Origin of the sequence: Streptomyces sp. NBC_01471 (genome assembly GCF_041438865.1) — a bacterium.
GTDB lineage: Bacteria > Actinomycetota > Actinomycetes > Streptomycetales > Streptomycetaceae > Streptomyces.
The window spans coordinates 2,857,321-2,872,149 of record NZ_CP109450.1; the positions used below are offsets into that span (position 1 = coordinate 2,857,321).

17 protein-coding genes are annotated in these 14,829 nt (G+C 69.7%); 11 read left to right on the top strand and 6 right to left on the bottom strand.

All coding sequences use genetic code 11. From position 1 onward, the window contains the following. Window positions 1-17: 17 nt before the first annotated feature. Window positions 18-1,613: a glycoside hydrolase family 20 protein gene (locus OG285_RS12300; RefSeq protein ID WP_371790970.1), complete on the bottom strand. Its 1,596-nt coding sequence runs from the start codon at window positions 1,611-1,613 to the stop codon at window positions 18-20. A 220-nt stretch (window positions 1,614-1,833) separates the two neighbouring features. On the opposite strand from OG285_RS12300, the gene OG285_RS12305 reads away from it, so the two are divergent. The 9 genes from OG285_RS12305 to OG285_RS12345 all read left to right on the top strand — a co-directional run bounded on the left by OG285_RS12305 (window position 1,834) and on the right by OG285_RS12345 (window position 8,358). Beyond that, on the top strand, window positions 1,834-2,400 hold the full coding sequence (locus tag OG285_RS12305) for a 2-oxo-4-hydroxy-4-carboxy-5-ureidoimidazoline decarboxylase (RefSeq protein WP_371793512.1): 567 nt from the start codon (window positions 1,834-1,836) through the stop codon (window positions 2,398-2,400). Window positions 2,401-2,568: 168 nt separating this feature from the next. Further along, on the top strand, window positions 2,569-2,949 hold the full coding sequence (gene sdhC / locus OG285_RS12310; RefSeq protein ID WP_164258559.1) for a succinate dehydrogenase, cytochrome b556 subunit: 381 nt from the start codon (window positions 2,569-2,571) through the stop codon (window positions 2,947-2,949). Between the two features lie 7 nt (window positions 2,950-2,956). Then, window positions 2,957-3,433 (top strand): succinate dehydrogenase hydrophobic membrane anchor subunit, encoded by a 477-nt coding sequence (locus tag OG285_RS12315; protein WP_164258561.1) that lies wholly within the window; start codon window positions 2,957-2,959, stop codon window positions 3,431-3,433. Window positions 3,434-3,459: 26 nt separating this feature from the next. Further along, window positions 3,460-5,214, top strand: coding sequence for a succinate dehydrogenase flavoprotein subunit (gene sdhA / locus OG285_RS12320; RefSeq protein WP_356828623.1), 1,755 nt, complete (start codon window positions 3,460-3,462; stop codon window positions 5,212-5,214). After that, complete coding sequence (locus OG285_RS12325; RefSeq protein WP_356828625.1) at window positions 5,214-5,996, top strand: succinate dehydrogenase iron-sulfur subunit; 783 nt, start codon at window positions 5,214-5,216, stop codon at window positions 5,994-5,996. The genes sdhA and OG285_RS12325 overlap by 1 nt, the downstream gene beginning before the upstream one ends. A 115-nt stretch (window positions 5,997-6,111) precedes the next feature. Next, window positions 6,112-6,639, top strand: a complete 528-nt coding sequence (locus tag OG285_RS12330; protein ID WP_371790971.1) for a hypothetical protein — start codon at window positions 6,112-6,114, stop codon at window positions 6,637-6,639. 196 nt (window positions 6,640-6,835) lie between these two features. Further along, the gene (locus OG285_RS12335; RefSeq protein WP_356828629.1) at window positions 6,836-7,243 is read left to right on the top strand and encodes a hypothetical protein; all 408 of its coding nucleotides are present in this window, start codon (window positions 6,836-6,838) and stop codon (window positions 7,241-7,243) included. 6 nt (window positions 7,244-7,249) lie between these two features. Next, window positions 7,250-7,642 (top strand): thiol-disulfide oxidoreductase DCC family protein, encoded by a 393-nt coding sequence (locus OG285_RS12340; protein WP_371790972.1) that lies wholly within the window; start codon window positions 7,250-7,252, stop codon window positions 7,640-7,642. An 11-nt stretch (window positions 7,643-7,653) separates the two neighbouring features. Beyond that, window positions 7,654-8,358 carry a TetR family transcriptional regulator gene (locus OG285_RS12345; protein ID WP_356828634.1) on the top strand — a complete coding sequence of 235 codons (705 nt, stop codon included), beginning with the start codon at window positions 7,654-7,656 and terminating at the stop codon, window positions 8,356-8,358. A gap of 33 nt (window positions 8,359-8,391) precedes the next feature. Here the strand turns inward: OG285_RS12345 and OG285_RS12350 are convergent, their stop codons facing one another. Then, entirely contained in the window at window positions 8,392-9,945 is a 1,554-nt protein-coding gene (locus tag OG285_RS12350; protein WP_356828636.1) for an ABC transporter substrate-binding protein, read from the bottom strand. 287 nt (window positions 9,946-10,232) lie between these two features. Here OG285_RS12350 and OG285_RS12355 point away from each other — a divergent pair, with 287 nt between their 5' ends. Together OG285_RS12355 and OG285_RS12360 are read left to right on the top strand one after the other, a co-directional pair. Beyond that, on the top strand, window positions 10,233-10,499 hold the full coding sequence (locus OG285_RS12355) for an SCO4848 family membrane protein (protein ID WP_356828638.1): 267 nt from the start codon (window positions 10,233-10,235) through the stop codon (window positions 10,497-10,499). 108 nt (window positions 10,500-10,607) lie between these two features. Then, on the top strand, window positions 10,608-11,924 hold the full coding sequence (locus OG285_RS12360) for a D-alanyl-D-alanine carboxypeptidase family protein (protein WP_371790973.1): 1,317 nt from the start codon (window positions 10,608-10,610) through the stop codon (window positions 11,922-11,924). On the opposite strand, the gene OG285_RS12365 is transcribed toward OG285_RS12360, so the two are convergent. The 4 genes from OG285_RS12365 to OG285_RS12380 are packed head-to-tail and all read right to left on the bottom strand — an operon-like array spanning window position 11,827 to window position 14,731. Next, window positions 11,827-12,786 (bottom strand): YihY/virulence factor BrkB family protein, encoded by a 960-nt coding sequence (locus tag OG285_RS12365; protein WP_356828642.1) that lies wholly within the window; start codon window positions 12,784-12,786, stop codon window positions 11,827-11,829. The genes OG285_RS12360 and OG285_RS12365 overlap by 98 nt on opposite strands. Then, window positions 12,774-13,214: a GtrA family protein gene (locus OG285_RS12370; RefSeq protein WP_371790974.1), complete on the bottom strand. Its 441-nt coding sequence runs from the start codon at window positions 13,212-13,214 to the stop codon at window positions 12,774-12,776. The genes OG285_RS12365 and OG285_RS12370 overlap by 13 nt, the downstream gene beginning before the upstream one ends. Window positions 13,215-13,257: 43 nt before the next feature. Further along, window positions 13,258-14,259: a decaprenyl-phosphate phosphoribosyltransferase gene (locus OG285_RS12375; RefSeq protein WP_356828646.1), complete on the bottom strand. Its 1,002-nt coding sequence runs from the start codon at window positions 14,257-14,259 to the stop codon at window positions 13,258-13,260. Continuing rightward, a complete protein-coding gene (locus OG285_RS12380; protein WP_371793513.1) occupies window positions 14,243-14,731 on the bottom strand; it encodes a phosphatase PAP2 family protein in 489 nt (162 codons plus the stop codon). Before OG285_RS12380 ends, OG285_RS12375 begins: the two co-directional genes overlap by 17 nt. Window positions 14,732-14,829: the final 98 nt, after the last annotated feature.

The window sequence follows — 14,829 nt, forward strand, 5'->3', positions numbered from 1 at the left end:
CCGCGGTCATGAACCGGTCAGCCCAGCTTCGCCGCCAGCGCGCTGAACTGCGTCCACGTCAGCTTCGGCCTGTCCGGGTCCCAGAGCTTCTGGGCCGTCGCCGCCAGCGGCATCCGGATACCCGCGGCGACCTGCGCCGGGGTCTGGGCGTTCGGGAAGTCGCCCCAGACCGCGAAGCCGCCGCCCTCGATGAGGTGCGCGTACTTGGCGGGGACCGCCTTGGTGCCGCGCACCACCCGCGGAGTCCACTCCTGGTAGATCCGCTTGCCCGTCGGATAGGTGAAGTTGTTGGGCTGGCCGAGCACGTAATAGAGATACTCGTCGTTGAGGTTCACCACCCGGCGCCCCGCGGCCAGGTACTCCTCGGGCGGCCGGGCCCCGAACTCCTTGCCCGTCCAGTACTCCACCTGGAGGGCCGGGTCGGCCTTCACCACTCCGCCGCGGAAGAACCCGTCGTTCCACGCCTGCGGCGTCCGGCCGGCCTTGCTGATGACCTTGGCCCGGTCGTTCAGCCAGGCCACCGCCAGGTCCTGGACCGTGCCCTTCGCGCCGTACTTCTTCCGGGCGAGGGCGGCCAGTTGCGGGAAGGACGCCTCCGGGCTCTTCACCGTCAGCGCCTGGTACTCGTCACCGCCGACGTTCCAGTACGGGCCGGGGAAGAGCTTCAGGTACTCGCCCAGCAGCGAGTCGACGATCTGCGCCGCCTTCGGGTTCGACACGTCGACCGCGCCCTTGATGGGCGTTCCGTCGGCCGTCTTCAGCTGGAGGTCCGGGTGCGCCTTGATCACCGCACCCAGGTGTCCTGGCGAGTCGATCTCCGGGACGACGGTGATGTGCAGGCGGGCGGCGAGCGAGACGATCTTGTGGACCTGCGCCGTGGTGAGGTGGTCGGGAGAGACCACCTCGGGGTGCGACGAGGACGCGATACGGAAGCCCTGGTCGTCCGAGAAGTGCAGCCCCAGCTGGTTCAGCTTGAGGTCCGCCATCTCGGGCAGCCGGGCCTCGATCCAGGCGGCGTCGAACGGCTTGCGGGCGATGTCCAGGTTGAACCGCCGCTGCGCGCCGGCCGGCTTGTCGTGCACGACGCCCTCGGGCACCTTCCCGTCGGCCTTCACGGACTGCTTGAGGGTCCGGGTGCCGTAGAAGACCCCGGCCTCGTCGGGACCGGTGATCAGGACCCGGCTGTCCCGGGCGGTGAGGGTGTACGACTCGCGCGGGGCCTTCTTGTCCGGCTTCAGCGCGAGCTCGATGTCGCCCGCGCGGGCGGTGCCGCCGTACGCGTACCCGATCTTCAGTTCGTGCGCGAGCAGCCTGCCCTCGTCGGTGAGGCCCTTGCACCCCTTGTCCACCAGGACCCGGGAGCCCTTCCCCGGGTGCCAGCCCGGACCGCGCGCCGGGCCGTGCTCGCGTACCGACGGGACCGCGCGGGGCGCCGCCGAGAGCGGATAGTTCTTCGCCGACGGGTCGGACGAGGGGGTCACCGCCGAGCCATGACTCGCGGGACCGCTTCCGCCGTACGTGTCGTCGTCCGGCCAGACCGTGACGGCGAGCGCGACGGCGGCGGCCGTGACGGTCAGGCCCACGGCAAGAACCGGTGTGTTGAGTTTTTTCATCAGTCCGAAACCTCCCGTGCACGGCTGGACAAGGGGGAAATGCCAGCCAATTCGTCCATCACGCGCCTTGAAACTCTCCCGTCCGGGTGAAAATCGTGCATCCGTCGGACACGTGACTCACCGCGTCGATAGCGTTGCGGCTCATTCACCGCCGTCATCCGACCCTCCAGTCGTGTTCGAGGAGCCCACGCTGTCCAGCGAGTCCCACGCCGGCCCTCCGATGCGACCGCCGTCACTCCACCACAGAACGGACGGCCCGGCACGCCCAGCCATACCGGCGCAGAGCCGCGGCCCGTCCGGCCTCCACCGGTTCAATTCCGCGCCCGCCGGCACCGCCGAGAGCGCCCTGCTCGGCTGCTGCGGCAGCCCCCAGTGGGCCGGGCGGCTGGCCGCACACCGCCCCTACCCCGACCTGACGGCGCTGCTCGCCGCATGTGACGAGGCGAGTTACGACCTCTCCCCGGCCGAGCTCTCCCGGGCCCTGGCGGGCGAACCGGCGTCCGGGCTGCTCCACGGCCGGGCGCCAAGAGTCGCCCACACCGCGCTGAGCGCGGCGCACTCCGCGTACGAGTCCCGCTTCGGCCACGCCTTCGTGATCTGCCTCGACGGCTTCCGCCCGTCGGAGCACCTCGACCAGGTACTCACGAGCATCCGTTCCCGGCTCTCGCACGAGCCCGACGAGGAGCGGTCGGTCGCCGCCGACGAGCTGCGCCGACTCGCCCGGGGGCGAATCGTCCGCCTTGTGGCGGATAGGGGGCATGCCGGTAGCCCGTCCGTGGCTGTTTGATTGCCAGTTTGATCACACCGGAACCCCCCGGGCGAAGGAACCGACAAGTCGTCGCTACGATGGCCGGGGCCGGTGGACCGTACCCGGCCGGGCCAGACCGACACAGCTCCTCCCCACCGGAGAAGCTGGCGGCATGACCCCCGTCCCCCGCTCCCGGAGGGTTTTTCCGTGCCGGCTGGAACGCTGTACCGCGGCCGGGAAGGTATGTGGTCCTGGGTGGCTCATCGAGTCACCGGCGTCCTCATCTTCTTCTTCCTGTTCGTACACGTCCTGGACACTGCTCTCGTCCGTATTTCTCCCGAGGACTACGACAAGGTCATCGCTACTTACAAGACGCCGATCGTGGGCGTCCTTGAGTACGGCCTTGTCGCAGCGATCCTCTTCCACGCTCTGAACGGCCTGCGCATCATCGCCGTGGACTTCTGGTCCAAGGGCCCGCGCCACCAGAAGCAGATGCTGTGGTCCGTCGTGGGCATCTGGGTCCTGCTGATGATCGGGGCCATCTACCCCGTACTCGGCCACGCCGCACGCGAACTGTTCGGGAGCTGAGGACTGAATGTCTGCTGAGACCTCTTCCGCTGTCGGCCCCGTCGAGGGCGTCTCCCTCTTCGACGCCGACCACCCCGCGCCGCTCATCGAGGCCCCCCGCGCACGCACCAAGAAGACGCCGAAGACCACACGCGGCAACTTCGAGATGTACGCCTGGCTCTTCATGCGCCTCTCCGGGATCGTCCTGGTCGTCCTGGTCCTCGGCCACCTGCTGATCCAGCTGGTGCTCGACGGCGGTGTGACCAAGATCGGCTTCGCCTTCGTGGCGGGCCGCTGGGCCTCGCCTTTCTGGCAGGGCTGGGACCTGCTGATGCTGTGGCTGGCGATGCTTCACGGCGCCAACGGCCTCCGTACCGTCATCAATGACTACGCGGAGCGCGTCGGCACGCGCCTGTGGCTCAAGGGCCTGCTGTACACCGCCACGGTGTTCACCATCCTGCTGGGCACGCTGGTGATCTTCACCTTCGACCCGAACATCTCCTAGAAGCCCGGGACCGAGGCGCTTTCATCATGAAGATCCACAAGTACGACACCGTCATCGTCGGCGCCGGCGGGGCCGGCATGCGCGCGGCCATCGAGTCGACGAAGCGCAGCCGCACCGCCGTGCTGACGAAGCTCTACCCGACCCGCTCCCACACCGGCGCCGCCCAGGGCGGTATGGCCGCGGCCCTCGCCAACGTCGAGGAGGACAACTGGGAGTGGCACACCTTCGACACGATCAAGGGCGGCGACTACCTGGTCGACCAGGACGCCGCCGAGATCCTGGCGAAGGAGGCCATCGACGCGGTCCTCGACCTGGAGAAGATGGGCCTGCCGTTCAACCGGACGCCCGCCGGGGAGATCGACCAGCGCCGTTTCGGCGGTCACTCGCGCAACCACGGTGAGGCCCCGGTCCGCCGCGCGTGCTACGCCGCGGACCGCACCGGCCACATGATCCTCCAGACCCTGTACCAGAACTGCGTCAAGGAGGGCGTGGAGTTCTTCAACGAGTTCTACGTCCTGGACCAGCTGCTGGTCGAGGTGGACGGCGTCAAGACCTCCGCGGGCGTCGTGGCCTACGAGCTGGCGACCGGCGAGATCCACGTCTTCCAGTCGAAGTCCGTGATCTACGCGTCCGGCGGCACCGGCAAGTTCTTCAAGGTCACGTCGAACGCGCACACCCTGACCGGTGACGGCCAGGCCGCCTGCTACCGCCGCGGTCTGCCCCTGGAGGACATGGAGTTCTTCCAGTTCCACCCGACGGGCATCTGGCGCATGGGCATCCTGCTGACGGAGGGCGCCCGCGGTGAGGGCGGCATCCTCCGCAACAAGGACGGCGAGCGCTTCATGGAGAAGTACGCGCCGGTCATGAAGGACCTCGCGTCCCGTGACGTCGTCTCCCGCTCCATCTACACGGAGATCCGGGAGGGCCGCGGCTGCGGACCCGCCGGTGACCACGTGTACCTCGACCTGACGCACCTCCCGCCGGAGCAGCTGGACGCCAAGCTCCCGGACATCACGGAGTTCGCGCGGACGTACCTGGGCATCGAGCCGTACACCGACCCGATCCCGATCCAGCCCACCGCGCACTACGCCATGGGTGGCATCCCCACCAACGTCCAGGGTGAGGTCCTCGCGGACAACACCACGGTCGTGCCCGGCCTGTACGCGGCCGGCGAGGTCGCCTGCGTCTCGGTGCACGGCGCCAACCGCCTCGGCACCAACTCGCTGCTCGACATCAACGTCTTCGGGCGCAGGTCGGGCATCGCGGCCGCCGAGTACGCGGCGAAGAACGGCTACGCCGAGCTTCCCGAGAACCCGGCCGCGCAGGTCGAGGCCCAGGTCGAGCGGCTCCGCGACTCCACCGGCACCGAGCGGGTCTCCGTGCTGCGCCTGGAGCTCCAGGAGTGCATGGACGCCAACGTGATGGTGTTCCGCACCGAGCAGACGATCAAGACGGCCGTCGAGAAGATCGCCGAACTGCGGGAGCGGTACCTGAACGTGTCGGTCCAGGACAAGGGCCGCCGGTTCAACACCGACCTCCTGGAAGCGATCGAGCTGGGCAACCTGCTGGACCTCGCCGAGGTCATGGCGACGTCCGCCCTGGCGCGCAAGGAGTCCCGCGGCGGTCACTACCGCGAGGACTTCCCGAACCGCGACGACGTCAACTTCATGCGCCACACCATGGCGTACCGCGAGGTGGGCGACGACGGCTCCGAGTCGATCCGGCTCGACTACAAGCCGGTCGTCCAGACCCGCTACCAGCCGATGGAGCGTAAGTACTAATGGCTACCCCCACCATCAACGACTCCGAGAAGGCCGGGGCCGGCAAGCCGGAGGCCGGCTTCGCCGACACCCCGTTCATCACGGCCACCTTCCGGATCCGCCGGTTCAACCCGGAGGTCTCGGACGAGGCGCAGTGGCAGGACTTCGCGGTCGAGATCGACCCGAAGGAGCGTGTGCTCGACGCCCTCCACAAGATCAAGTGGGAGCTCGACGGCACGCTCACCTTCCGCCGCTCGTGCGCGCACGGGGTCTGCGGTTCGGACGCGATGCGGATCAACGGCAAGAACAGGCTCGCCTGCAAGACGCTGATCAAGGACATCAACCCGGACAAGCCGATCATGATCGAGGCCATCAAGGGCCTCACGGTCCTCAAGGACCTCGTGGTCGACATGGACCCGTTCTTCCAGGCGTACCGCGACGTGATGCCCTTCCTCATCACCAACGGCAACGAGCCGACGCGCGAGCGTCTGCAGTCCGCCGAGGACCGCGAGCGGTTCGACGACACCACGAAGTGCATCCTCTGCGCCGCGTGCACGTCGTCCTGCCCGGTGTTCTGGAACGACGGCCAGTACTTCGGACCGGCCGCGATCGTCAACGCGCACCGCTTCATCTTCGACTCGCGTGACGAGGGCGGCGAACAGCGCCTGGAGATCCTCAACGACAAGGACGGCGTGTGGCGTTGCCGCACGACGTTCAACTGCACGGACGCCTGCCCGCGCGGTATCGAGGTCACGAAGGCGATCCAGGAAGTGAAGCGCGCGCTCATCACCCGCCGCTTCTGACCCTTCCGGTCTCCTCCTCCGAGGGCCCCGCCTCCCGGCTTCCGGGAGGCGGGGCCCTCGGGCTTTCCGCTGTGCCAGGATCTCCCTGTCGTACCGGGAGAGAACGGGGAGCGGGATGAGCGAGCAGAATCCGTACGCGTCGCCGGAGGGCGGCTACGAGTGGGGCCCGGCGCGGCCTCCCGGCCCTCCCCCGCCCGGCTACGGCTATCCCGGCGCCGCCCCGGGGTACGGCTACCCGGCGCCGGACCCCGGCTACGGCCACCCCCCGCAGCAGCCCGGCTTCGCCGTCCAGGCGGGCGGCGCGCCCCTGGTGTCGATCGGTGACATCACTGTCGTCCAGGACGGCATCATCACCCCGGCGGGCACCCTGCCGCTGCGGGGCGCGGTCTGGAACGCGACGGACATGTCGCACACCGAGGAGCGGATCCCGCCGGTCGCCGTCGTGCTGGCGATCGTCTTCGCGCTGCTCTGCCTGGTCGGCCTGTTCTTCCTGCTGATGAAGGAGAAGAAGACGACGGGCTTCCAGGTGACCGTGACCAGCGGGGGCCGCCACCACGCCACCATGGTCCCGGCCACCGGCCCGCAGACGTTCCCGCACGTGATGGGCCGGCTCAACTACGCGAGGTCGCTGAGCGCCATGTAGCGCACGGGGCGAGCGCGCGCGCCGCCCGACGACCGCCCCGCACCACCGGAGGCCGCCCGGTTCAGCCCGGGCGGCCTCCGTCATGTTCCCCTCCGGCGGCGGGAGTTCATCAGGACACCCTTGTGTTGAACATGTTCAAAAGAAGGTCTACAGTCCATGACATCAGCTTTTGAACGCGTTCAAGGGAGGGTGGGGCATGGACCTCACAGTTGTCGCGTACGTCCTTTACCTCGTCATCAGCGTCGCGCTGACCGTCTGGGTCGCCCGGACGCTCAGCCGTCACGGGCGGGTCTTCCTCGCCGATGTACTCAAGGGGAACGAGAAGCTCGCCGAGGCGGTCAACCACCTGCTGGTGGTGGGGTTCTACCTGGTCAACCTGGGGTTCGTGGCCCTGTATCTCCAGGACGGAAGCACCGTCACCGACGCCAGGGGCATCTTCGAGGCGCTGTCGACGAAGCTCGGGGTGGTGCTGCTGGTGCTCGGCGGGATGCACCTCGGCAACGTCTACGCACTCAACAAGTTCCGCCGGCGCGGAATCATGGAGCGCGAGCAGACGCCGCCGGTGCCGCCGCAGGGGTGGATCACGCCGCCCGCCGGGGCCTGAACCGCGATGAGTGACACCTCGGTCCGCGGGCTGACCGTCCTGTACGACGCGCAGTGCCCGCTCTGTGTCCATCTGGGGCACTGGCTGCGCGGGCAGCGCCGGCTCGTACCGCTCGACCTGGTGCCGGCCGCGTCCGCAGCCGCCGTGGAGCGGTTTCCCGGACTCGACCACCGGTCCACCCTGGAGGAGATCACGGTGATCGGCGACCGGGGCCAGATCTACCGGGGGCCGGCCGCCTGGATCGTCTGCCTGTGGGCGCTCGCCGCCCACCGGCCCAAGTCCCACTGGCTGGCCACCCCGGCGGGCGCGCCCTTCGTCAGGGCGGCGATGCTCACGGCCGCCAAGTACCGCGATGTCACAGCACCGCCCTGCGGCGAGCGGTGCGCGGTCCCCGGTTAGGCTCGGGCACCGTGACTGATGCGAAGCCTCCCAAGAGCGAGCAGACCCGGACGCTCATCCTCGAAACCGCGCTCCGGCTCTTCCAGGAGCGCGGTTACGACAAGACGACGATGCGGGTCATCGCCCGGGAGGCCGGTGTCTCGGTCGGGAACGCGTACTACTACTTCTCCGGCAAGGAACACCTGATCCAGGGGTTCTACGACCGCATCGGCGCGGAGCACCGGGCGGCGGTGCGCGAGGTGCTCGACCGCGAGACCGACCTGGAGAAGCGGCTCACCGGGGTCCTGACGGCCTGGCTCGATGTCGCGGCCCCGTACCACGAGTTCGCCGCTCAGTTCTTCAAGAACGCGGCCGACCCGGAGAGCCCGCTCAGCCCCTTCTCGGTGGAGTCGGAGGCCGCCCGCGAGACGGCCATCTCGATCCACCGCGAGGTGCTGACGGGTACCAAGGCGAAGATCCCCGGCGAACTGGCCGACGTACTGCCGGAGTTGATGTGGCTGTCGCAGATGGGACTGGTCCTGTACTGGGTCTTCGACCGGTCGCCGGAGCGGGAGCGCAGCAGGCGGCTCGCCGCACGCGGGGCGCGGCTCACCACGCGGGGCATCGCGCTGGCCCGCTTCCGGGTGCTGCGCCCGCTGGTCCACGAGGTGCACGAGCTGTTCACGGACTTCCTGCCGGGCATGGCCGAGACGGCGACGGCCCGCAAACGGTCCTGACCGGCGGGGCCGCCCCGCCCGCCACAGCCACAGCTACAGCCAGCCGAGTTCCCAGATGCGCCAGACGCCCGTCCCGTCGGACAGATACTGCCCGCCCGACACGTCGTCGCTGGACAGCACGTAGTCCTTGCGCTGCCAGAGCGGGATCAGCGGGACGTCCTGGGCGACGTCGTCCTGCAGCGCCTTGAAGTCGTCGGCGGTGCGGCCGCGGTCGGTGAACTGCTGGGTGCGGCCGATCAGCCTGTCGACCTCCTTGCTGCTGTAGCCGTTGAAGAGGCTGTTGCCGGTGCCGACCAGCGGCTGCGCGTAGTTGTCGGCGTCCGGGTAGTCCGCGATCCAGCCGACGGCGTACGCGTCGAACTTGCCGAGCCGGTAGTCGTCCTGGAACTTGGTCCAGTCCGTCATCCCCTTGAGCTGGACCTTGAAGAGACCGCCCTTCTCCAGCTGCCGCTTCAGCGTCCGGGCCTCGTCGTCGGTGACGCTCGTGCTGGAGTACGCGTACGTGAAGGTCACCGGGGTCTGCACACCGGCCTGCTGGAGCAGCTGCCGGGCCGCCGCCACGTCGACCTTCGGGTAGGCGTCGAAGAAGGCCGTGGTGTGACCGGTGAACCCCTGCGGGATCAGCGAGTAGAGCGGTTCGACGGTGCCGCTGTAGACCTTCTCGGACAGCTGCGCGCGGTCGACCAGGTCGGCCGCCGCCCGGCGGACCTCGGTGTCCGCGAGCGCCGAGTTCTTGCGGACGTTGAAGACCAGGTTGCGGATCTCGCTGCCGGTCGCCTCGTTGACATGCGCGTCCGGGTCACTGGGCGACAGCTTCGCCAGCGTCTCGGGCGTCATCACCCGGTGCGCGACGTCGACGTCCTTGTGCTTCCAGGCGGCGTCGAGCTGGGCCGGCTGCTTGAAGTAGTGGATCTCGATCGGTACGCCGGTCTTCTTGATCAGGCCCTTGTACGTCGGGTTCGGCTCCAGAAGGGCGCTGACCCCGGGCTTGTAGGACTTCAGCACGTACGGGCCGGAGCCCACGACCGTAGTGCCCTTGCGCCCCTTGTCCGCCGGGTACGCGGTGTGGTCGACGATGGCACCGCCGCCCGTCGCGATCTTCGAGGCGAAGGTGGCGTCACGGGACTTCAGGTGGAAGACGACCTTGTCGCCCGAGGCATCGACGTTCTTGAGCGTGGGGTACAGCGGGGCGGGCCCGTTGCCCTTCAGCCGCAGAACACGGTTGAAGGAGAACGCCGCGTCCTGCGCCGTGACCTTGTGGCCGTTCGAGAAGGTCAGGCCTTCCCGCATGGTGCAGCTGAAGGTGCGCAGCGCGTCGTCGGTGAATTCACAGCTGCTCGCCGCGTCCGGGACCGGGGTGGAGGAGCCGACGTTGAACGACATCAGCGACTGGTAGAGCGAGCTGTAGAGGGCCCAGGAACCGGCGTCGTACGCCTGGGCCGGGTCCAGGGAAGAGACGACGTCGGTGGTTCCGATGACGATCGGGGTCTTCTTCCCGCCGTCGTCGGGCAGCAACTGCCAAGCGCCGATACCGGCACACGCCAGAACGACGCATATCGCCAGAATCCGCATTCGGATCGACCGCATTGTGCTGTTCCCCTCAACCCACCTTGTGGACGCGCGGACCGGCGCGCGTCAGACCCAAGTCGGCGCCAACCCAACCACACGAAATTCACAACTGGAAGAGAAAATCTTCACGCGGGCCAAGTTGTTAGGCAACCTTCATGAGCGGCCCTCGCACGCCTCCGGCCTGCAGGTCCGCGCCCGGGAAAGGTGCTCCGTGCCGCGGGGTGCACCCCCCTCGGCGGGTGGCCCGGGGCGGGGTCACATACTGGCAGGAACGCCCCCCCACCGGCCTCGAAGGACGACGACCCATGAAACTCAACCGCACCGCCTCCTGGTTCCTCGCAGCGTTCGGCGTGTGGTCGTGGGTGGTCTGGGTGACCTTCGCGAAGAACCTCTTCGAGGACGCGAGCGGGCTCGCGTTCGACGACGGCAAACCCACGGCCTATCTGTGGATCCACCTGACGCTGGCCATCGTCTCGTTCATCCTGGGCACGGTCATCGGCGCGATCGGCCTCCGGGGCGTCCGCGCCCACCGCCGCGCCGCTGTCGCCGCCGCCCCCGCTACCAACGAATAGGGACACCGCCGCACCCGGCCGCTGCCTCCCGCCCCCTCGGACCGGCAGCGGTCCGGCGGGCCACCCCGCGGTGTCGGTCCACCGTGGTCTGCCTGTAATTTCACCATCGTGCCTGCCGTTGATAAGACCGCGAAAAGGACCGTCCTGACGGTCGCCGCCGCCGCGTTGCTGCCCGCCCTCTGCGCCGTGCCCGCGTCGGCCGCGACCGCGACCACGACGGGCCCGAAACCGTCGGCATCGTCCGATTCCCCGAAGACCGCCGGACCTGCGAAGACCGCGCGGTCACAGATAGGCGGCGCACGTCTCGGCCGGACCGGCACCCAGGTGCAGCTGGGTCCCGGCGCGCCGGTGCTGCCGAAGGACCTCTCCGGGGAGTCCTGGATCGTGGCCGACGCCGAGTCCGGTGATGTCCTCGCCTCGCACGACGCGCACCGGCGGCTGGCCCCGGCGTCCACTCTCAAGATGCTGCTGGCGGACACGCTCCTGCCGAAGTTCCCGGCGGCCGAGACCCACAAGGTGCTGCCGTCCGACCTCGCGGGCATGGGCGAGGGCAGCAGCCTGGTCGGCATCAAGGAGAACCTCACCTACACGGTCCACGACCTGTGGCTCGGGGTCTTCCTGCGCTCCGGGAACGACGCGGTGCATGTGCTGGCCGCGATGAACAAGGGCGTGCCGAAGACCGTCCGCGACATGCAGGCGCACGCCGACGACCTCCAGGCGCTCGACACCCACGTCGTGTCGCCGGACGGGTACGACGCCCCGGGCCAGGTCTCCAGCGCGTACGACCTGACGCTCTTCGCGCGCAGCGGGCTGCAGAAGAAGGACTTCCGCGCCTACTGCTCGACGGCGACCGCGCAGTTCCCCGGCATGGAGAAGAAGGGCAAGAAGCGCGAGACGTTCGGGATCCAGAACACCAACCGTCTGCTGACCGGCGCCGACGGCGTCACCCAGTACAAGGGGATAGCGGGCGTGAAGAACGGCAACACCACGCACGCCGGCGCCACCTACACCGCGGTCGCCGAGCGCGACGGCCATGTGCTCCTCGTCACCGTCATGAAGCCCCGTTCGACCGAGAGCCAGGCGGTCTACAAGGAGGCGGCGCGGCTGCTCGACTGGGGCTTCGCCTCGGAGGGCAAGGTCACCCCGGTCGGCGAGCTGGTCGCACCCGGCAGTTCCGCCGCCGGGCAGCCCGGCGGGACGGCGAAGGGCGGCGGAACCGCGCAGGACGGCAAGGGCGGAGACCGGGCCACCGCGAACGGCAAGAGCTCCGCGCCCGCCGCCGCGTCGGAGAAGGGCGGCTCCAGCGGGATGGGCACCGCCCTGGCGATCAGCGCAGGGGCGTTGCTCCTGTTGGCGGCCGCGGTGTTCCTGGTGAATCGGCGCTGGCCGCTGCCGGGTCTGGCACGACGTTCTCCACGTCGCTGATCGGTTCCTCGTCGGAGTGCCCCGTCGCCGTCCAGGCCGCGCAGTAGAGGAGCAGCTTCACGGTGAAGCTGATCCACAGCAGCAGTGCGACGGGGACGCCGAAGGCGCCGTACATGCTCTTCGACGCGACGCCCCGCATATAGCCGCTGAGCAGGAGTTTGAGCAGTTCGAAGCCGAGGGCGCCGATCAGGCCGGCGGTGATCAGCCTGCGGCGGGGAGGCTCGACGCCGGGCAGCAGGGTCAGTACGTACAGGAGCACGACGAAGTCGGCGAGTACGGCCAGCGCGAACGCCACGGCCTGGAGGAGCGCGCTGCCCCAGCCGGTGTCCTCGATGCCGATCTGCTGGGCCGTCCAGCTGACCGCGCTCGAACCGACGGCGGAGGCGCCGAACGAGACGAGGACGGCGCCGCCCGTCCCGAGCAGGATCCCGCCGTCCTTGAGCTTGCGCACGATGGCGTTGCCCTCGTCCGCGTTGTCGAGTTCCCACACCGCGCGCAGGCAGTCCCGCATCGAGCCGACCCAGCCGATACCGGTGAAGAGCAGCGCCGCTCCGGCGACGACCCCGACCGTGCCCGCGTTCTGCACCAGCGTGTTGAGGTCCAGCTGGTCCGAGATACCGGGCACCTGGCGGGCGAGCGCGTTCTGCATGGAGTGCAGCTGGGAGGGGCTGAGCAGGGCGGCGCCGATCGCGGCGCCGACGGTGATCAGCGGGAAGAGCGCCAGAAAGCTGGTAAAGGTGATCGCGGCCGCGAGCCTGGTCCAGTGCACCCGGCCGAGGGTCTCGTACGCGCGCCAGGCATGCGTACGCATCGATCGGGCCACCCAGGGGCCGATTGCGGGGAGCTTCGTCAGCCAGTCCATGGGGTACGCCTACCCTCAGCGCGGAATACCAGCGTCCGTGTCCCCCAGAAGCGCAGGCAGGTGGCCAGGGCCATCCCGACGACCGCTCCGGAAAAGGTGTCCGCGCGCGGGGACGTGAGCCCGAGGCCGTAGTGCGACACGGCCAGGCAGAGCAGCTGGACGGCCGCGCCCGCGAGGTTCACCCCGAAGAAGACGGTGTACTCGCGCCAGCCGACCCGCCGCCCCCGGTACGTGCCGAGGGCGTTGCCGAGGTACGCGACCGTGCAGCCGGCCAGGAAGGACACCGACTTGGCGGTGATCGGGTCCCATCCGGCGCCGCCCCGCAGCCAGACGAAGAGGCCGAGGTCGGCGGCGTACGCGCAGATCCCGGCAAGCGCGAAGCCCGCGATCTCGCGGCGGCTGACGGTCACCGCTCGGCCCCCACACATCGCCTCACACCCGTGCCGCCTCCCTCATGTCCCCCGTCGCCCCTCACAGATGGGCGACCGCGAGTCCGTACATGGCGATCCAGACGACGCCGATCACGGCGAGCGCGCGGTCGCCCAGGATGACGTCCTCGGGGGCGCCCGCCGTGCCGCGGTCGGCGAAGACGGCGTACCGCAGGATGGAAAGGATGAAGGGGACCATGGACAGCTGGCGCCAGGGCAGCAGACCGGCACCGGGCGGGCCGCTGCTCTCCATGGCCCACAGGCAGTAGGCGAGCACGGCGACACCGGCGGCCAGCTGCCAGACGAAGCGCAGGTATCCGGTGGTGTACTCGGAGAGCAGCGCACGGGTCCGCCCGTCGCCTTCCATCTGGACGGCCTCGGAGTAGCGCTTGGCGCCGACCATGAAGAGCGCGCCGAATCCGGCGGTGATCAGGAACCAGCGCGAGAGCGGGATGCCGAGTGCCACCCCGCCGATCATCGCGCGCATCAGGAATCCGGTGGTCACCACGGTCAGGTCGACGACCAGGATGTGCTTCAGGCTGACGCAGTAGGCGAGTTGCATGGCGATGTACGCGAAGAGCAGCGCGGCCGTCATGCCGTTGCAGAGGACGGCGGCGGCGGTCGTGGTCGCCACGGCGAGCAGCGCTCCCGCGGCGTACGCGACGGGGACGGGCACCTGCCCCGCCGCCACCGGGCGGTGGCACTTGACCGGGTGGGCCCGGTCGGCCTCGGCGTCCCGGGCGTCGTTGACCAGGTACACGGCGGACGCGGCCGCCGTGAACAGCACGAATATGAGGCCCAGTTGGGCGACCGCACCTCGCGACAGCGGTTCACCGGCTGCGGCGGGGGCGGCGGCGACCAGGACGTTCTTGACCCACTGGCGCGGGCGGGCGGTCCTGAGCAGGCCCCGCGGCAGCGCGAGCGCCCCGCGTCCGCCGCCGGGAACGGCGAGCGGCACGGGCCCCGGCGTCCCCTGGACGACGGCACCGCGCTCGGGAAGCGGCGGGAGCTGGGTGATCCGGGTGACGTCAGAGAGATCGGACATGGGCGCCTCGCATCCATTTCGCGCCGAGCCCGGCGGTGACCCCGCCGAGCAGGGCGCCTGCGGCGACATCGGTCGGGTAGTGGACGCCGACGACCAGCCGGGACACACACATCGCGGCGGCGAGCGGCGTGACGAGACGGCGGCCGGCCGGGCGCAGCGCGCCGAAGGCGACGGCAGCGGCCGCCGCGGACGAGGCGTGGGAGCTGGGGAAGGAGTGGCGGCCCGCGGTGTGTACGAGGGGCAGCCGGGCGGTGAGCCGGGGGCGGGGGCGGCGCACCACCCGTTTGACGCCCATGCTCACGAGATGGGCCGTGCCGATCAGCGCGGTGGCCCGCAGCCACGCGGCGCGCCGTTCGCGGTCGGCGACCGCGCCGGTGAGCCCGGCGGCGAGCCAGAGCGCAGCGTGTTCACCGCTGAGGGAGAGGGCGCGCGCGGCGCCGCCCACCCGTGGATCCGTACCGCAGTCGCGCATCGCCGACAGAAGCCGGCGATCGGTTTCTATGGACCGCACTGCCTCACCCCTCTCCACTGCTGTGCGCACGGCCCTCCGCGGCGGGAAGGCTCTTATAT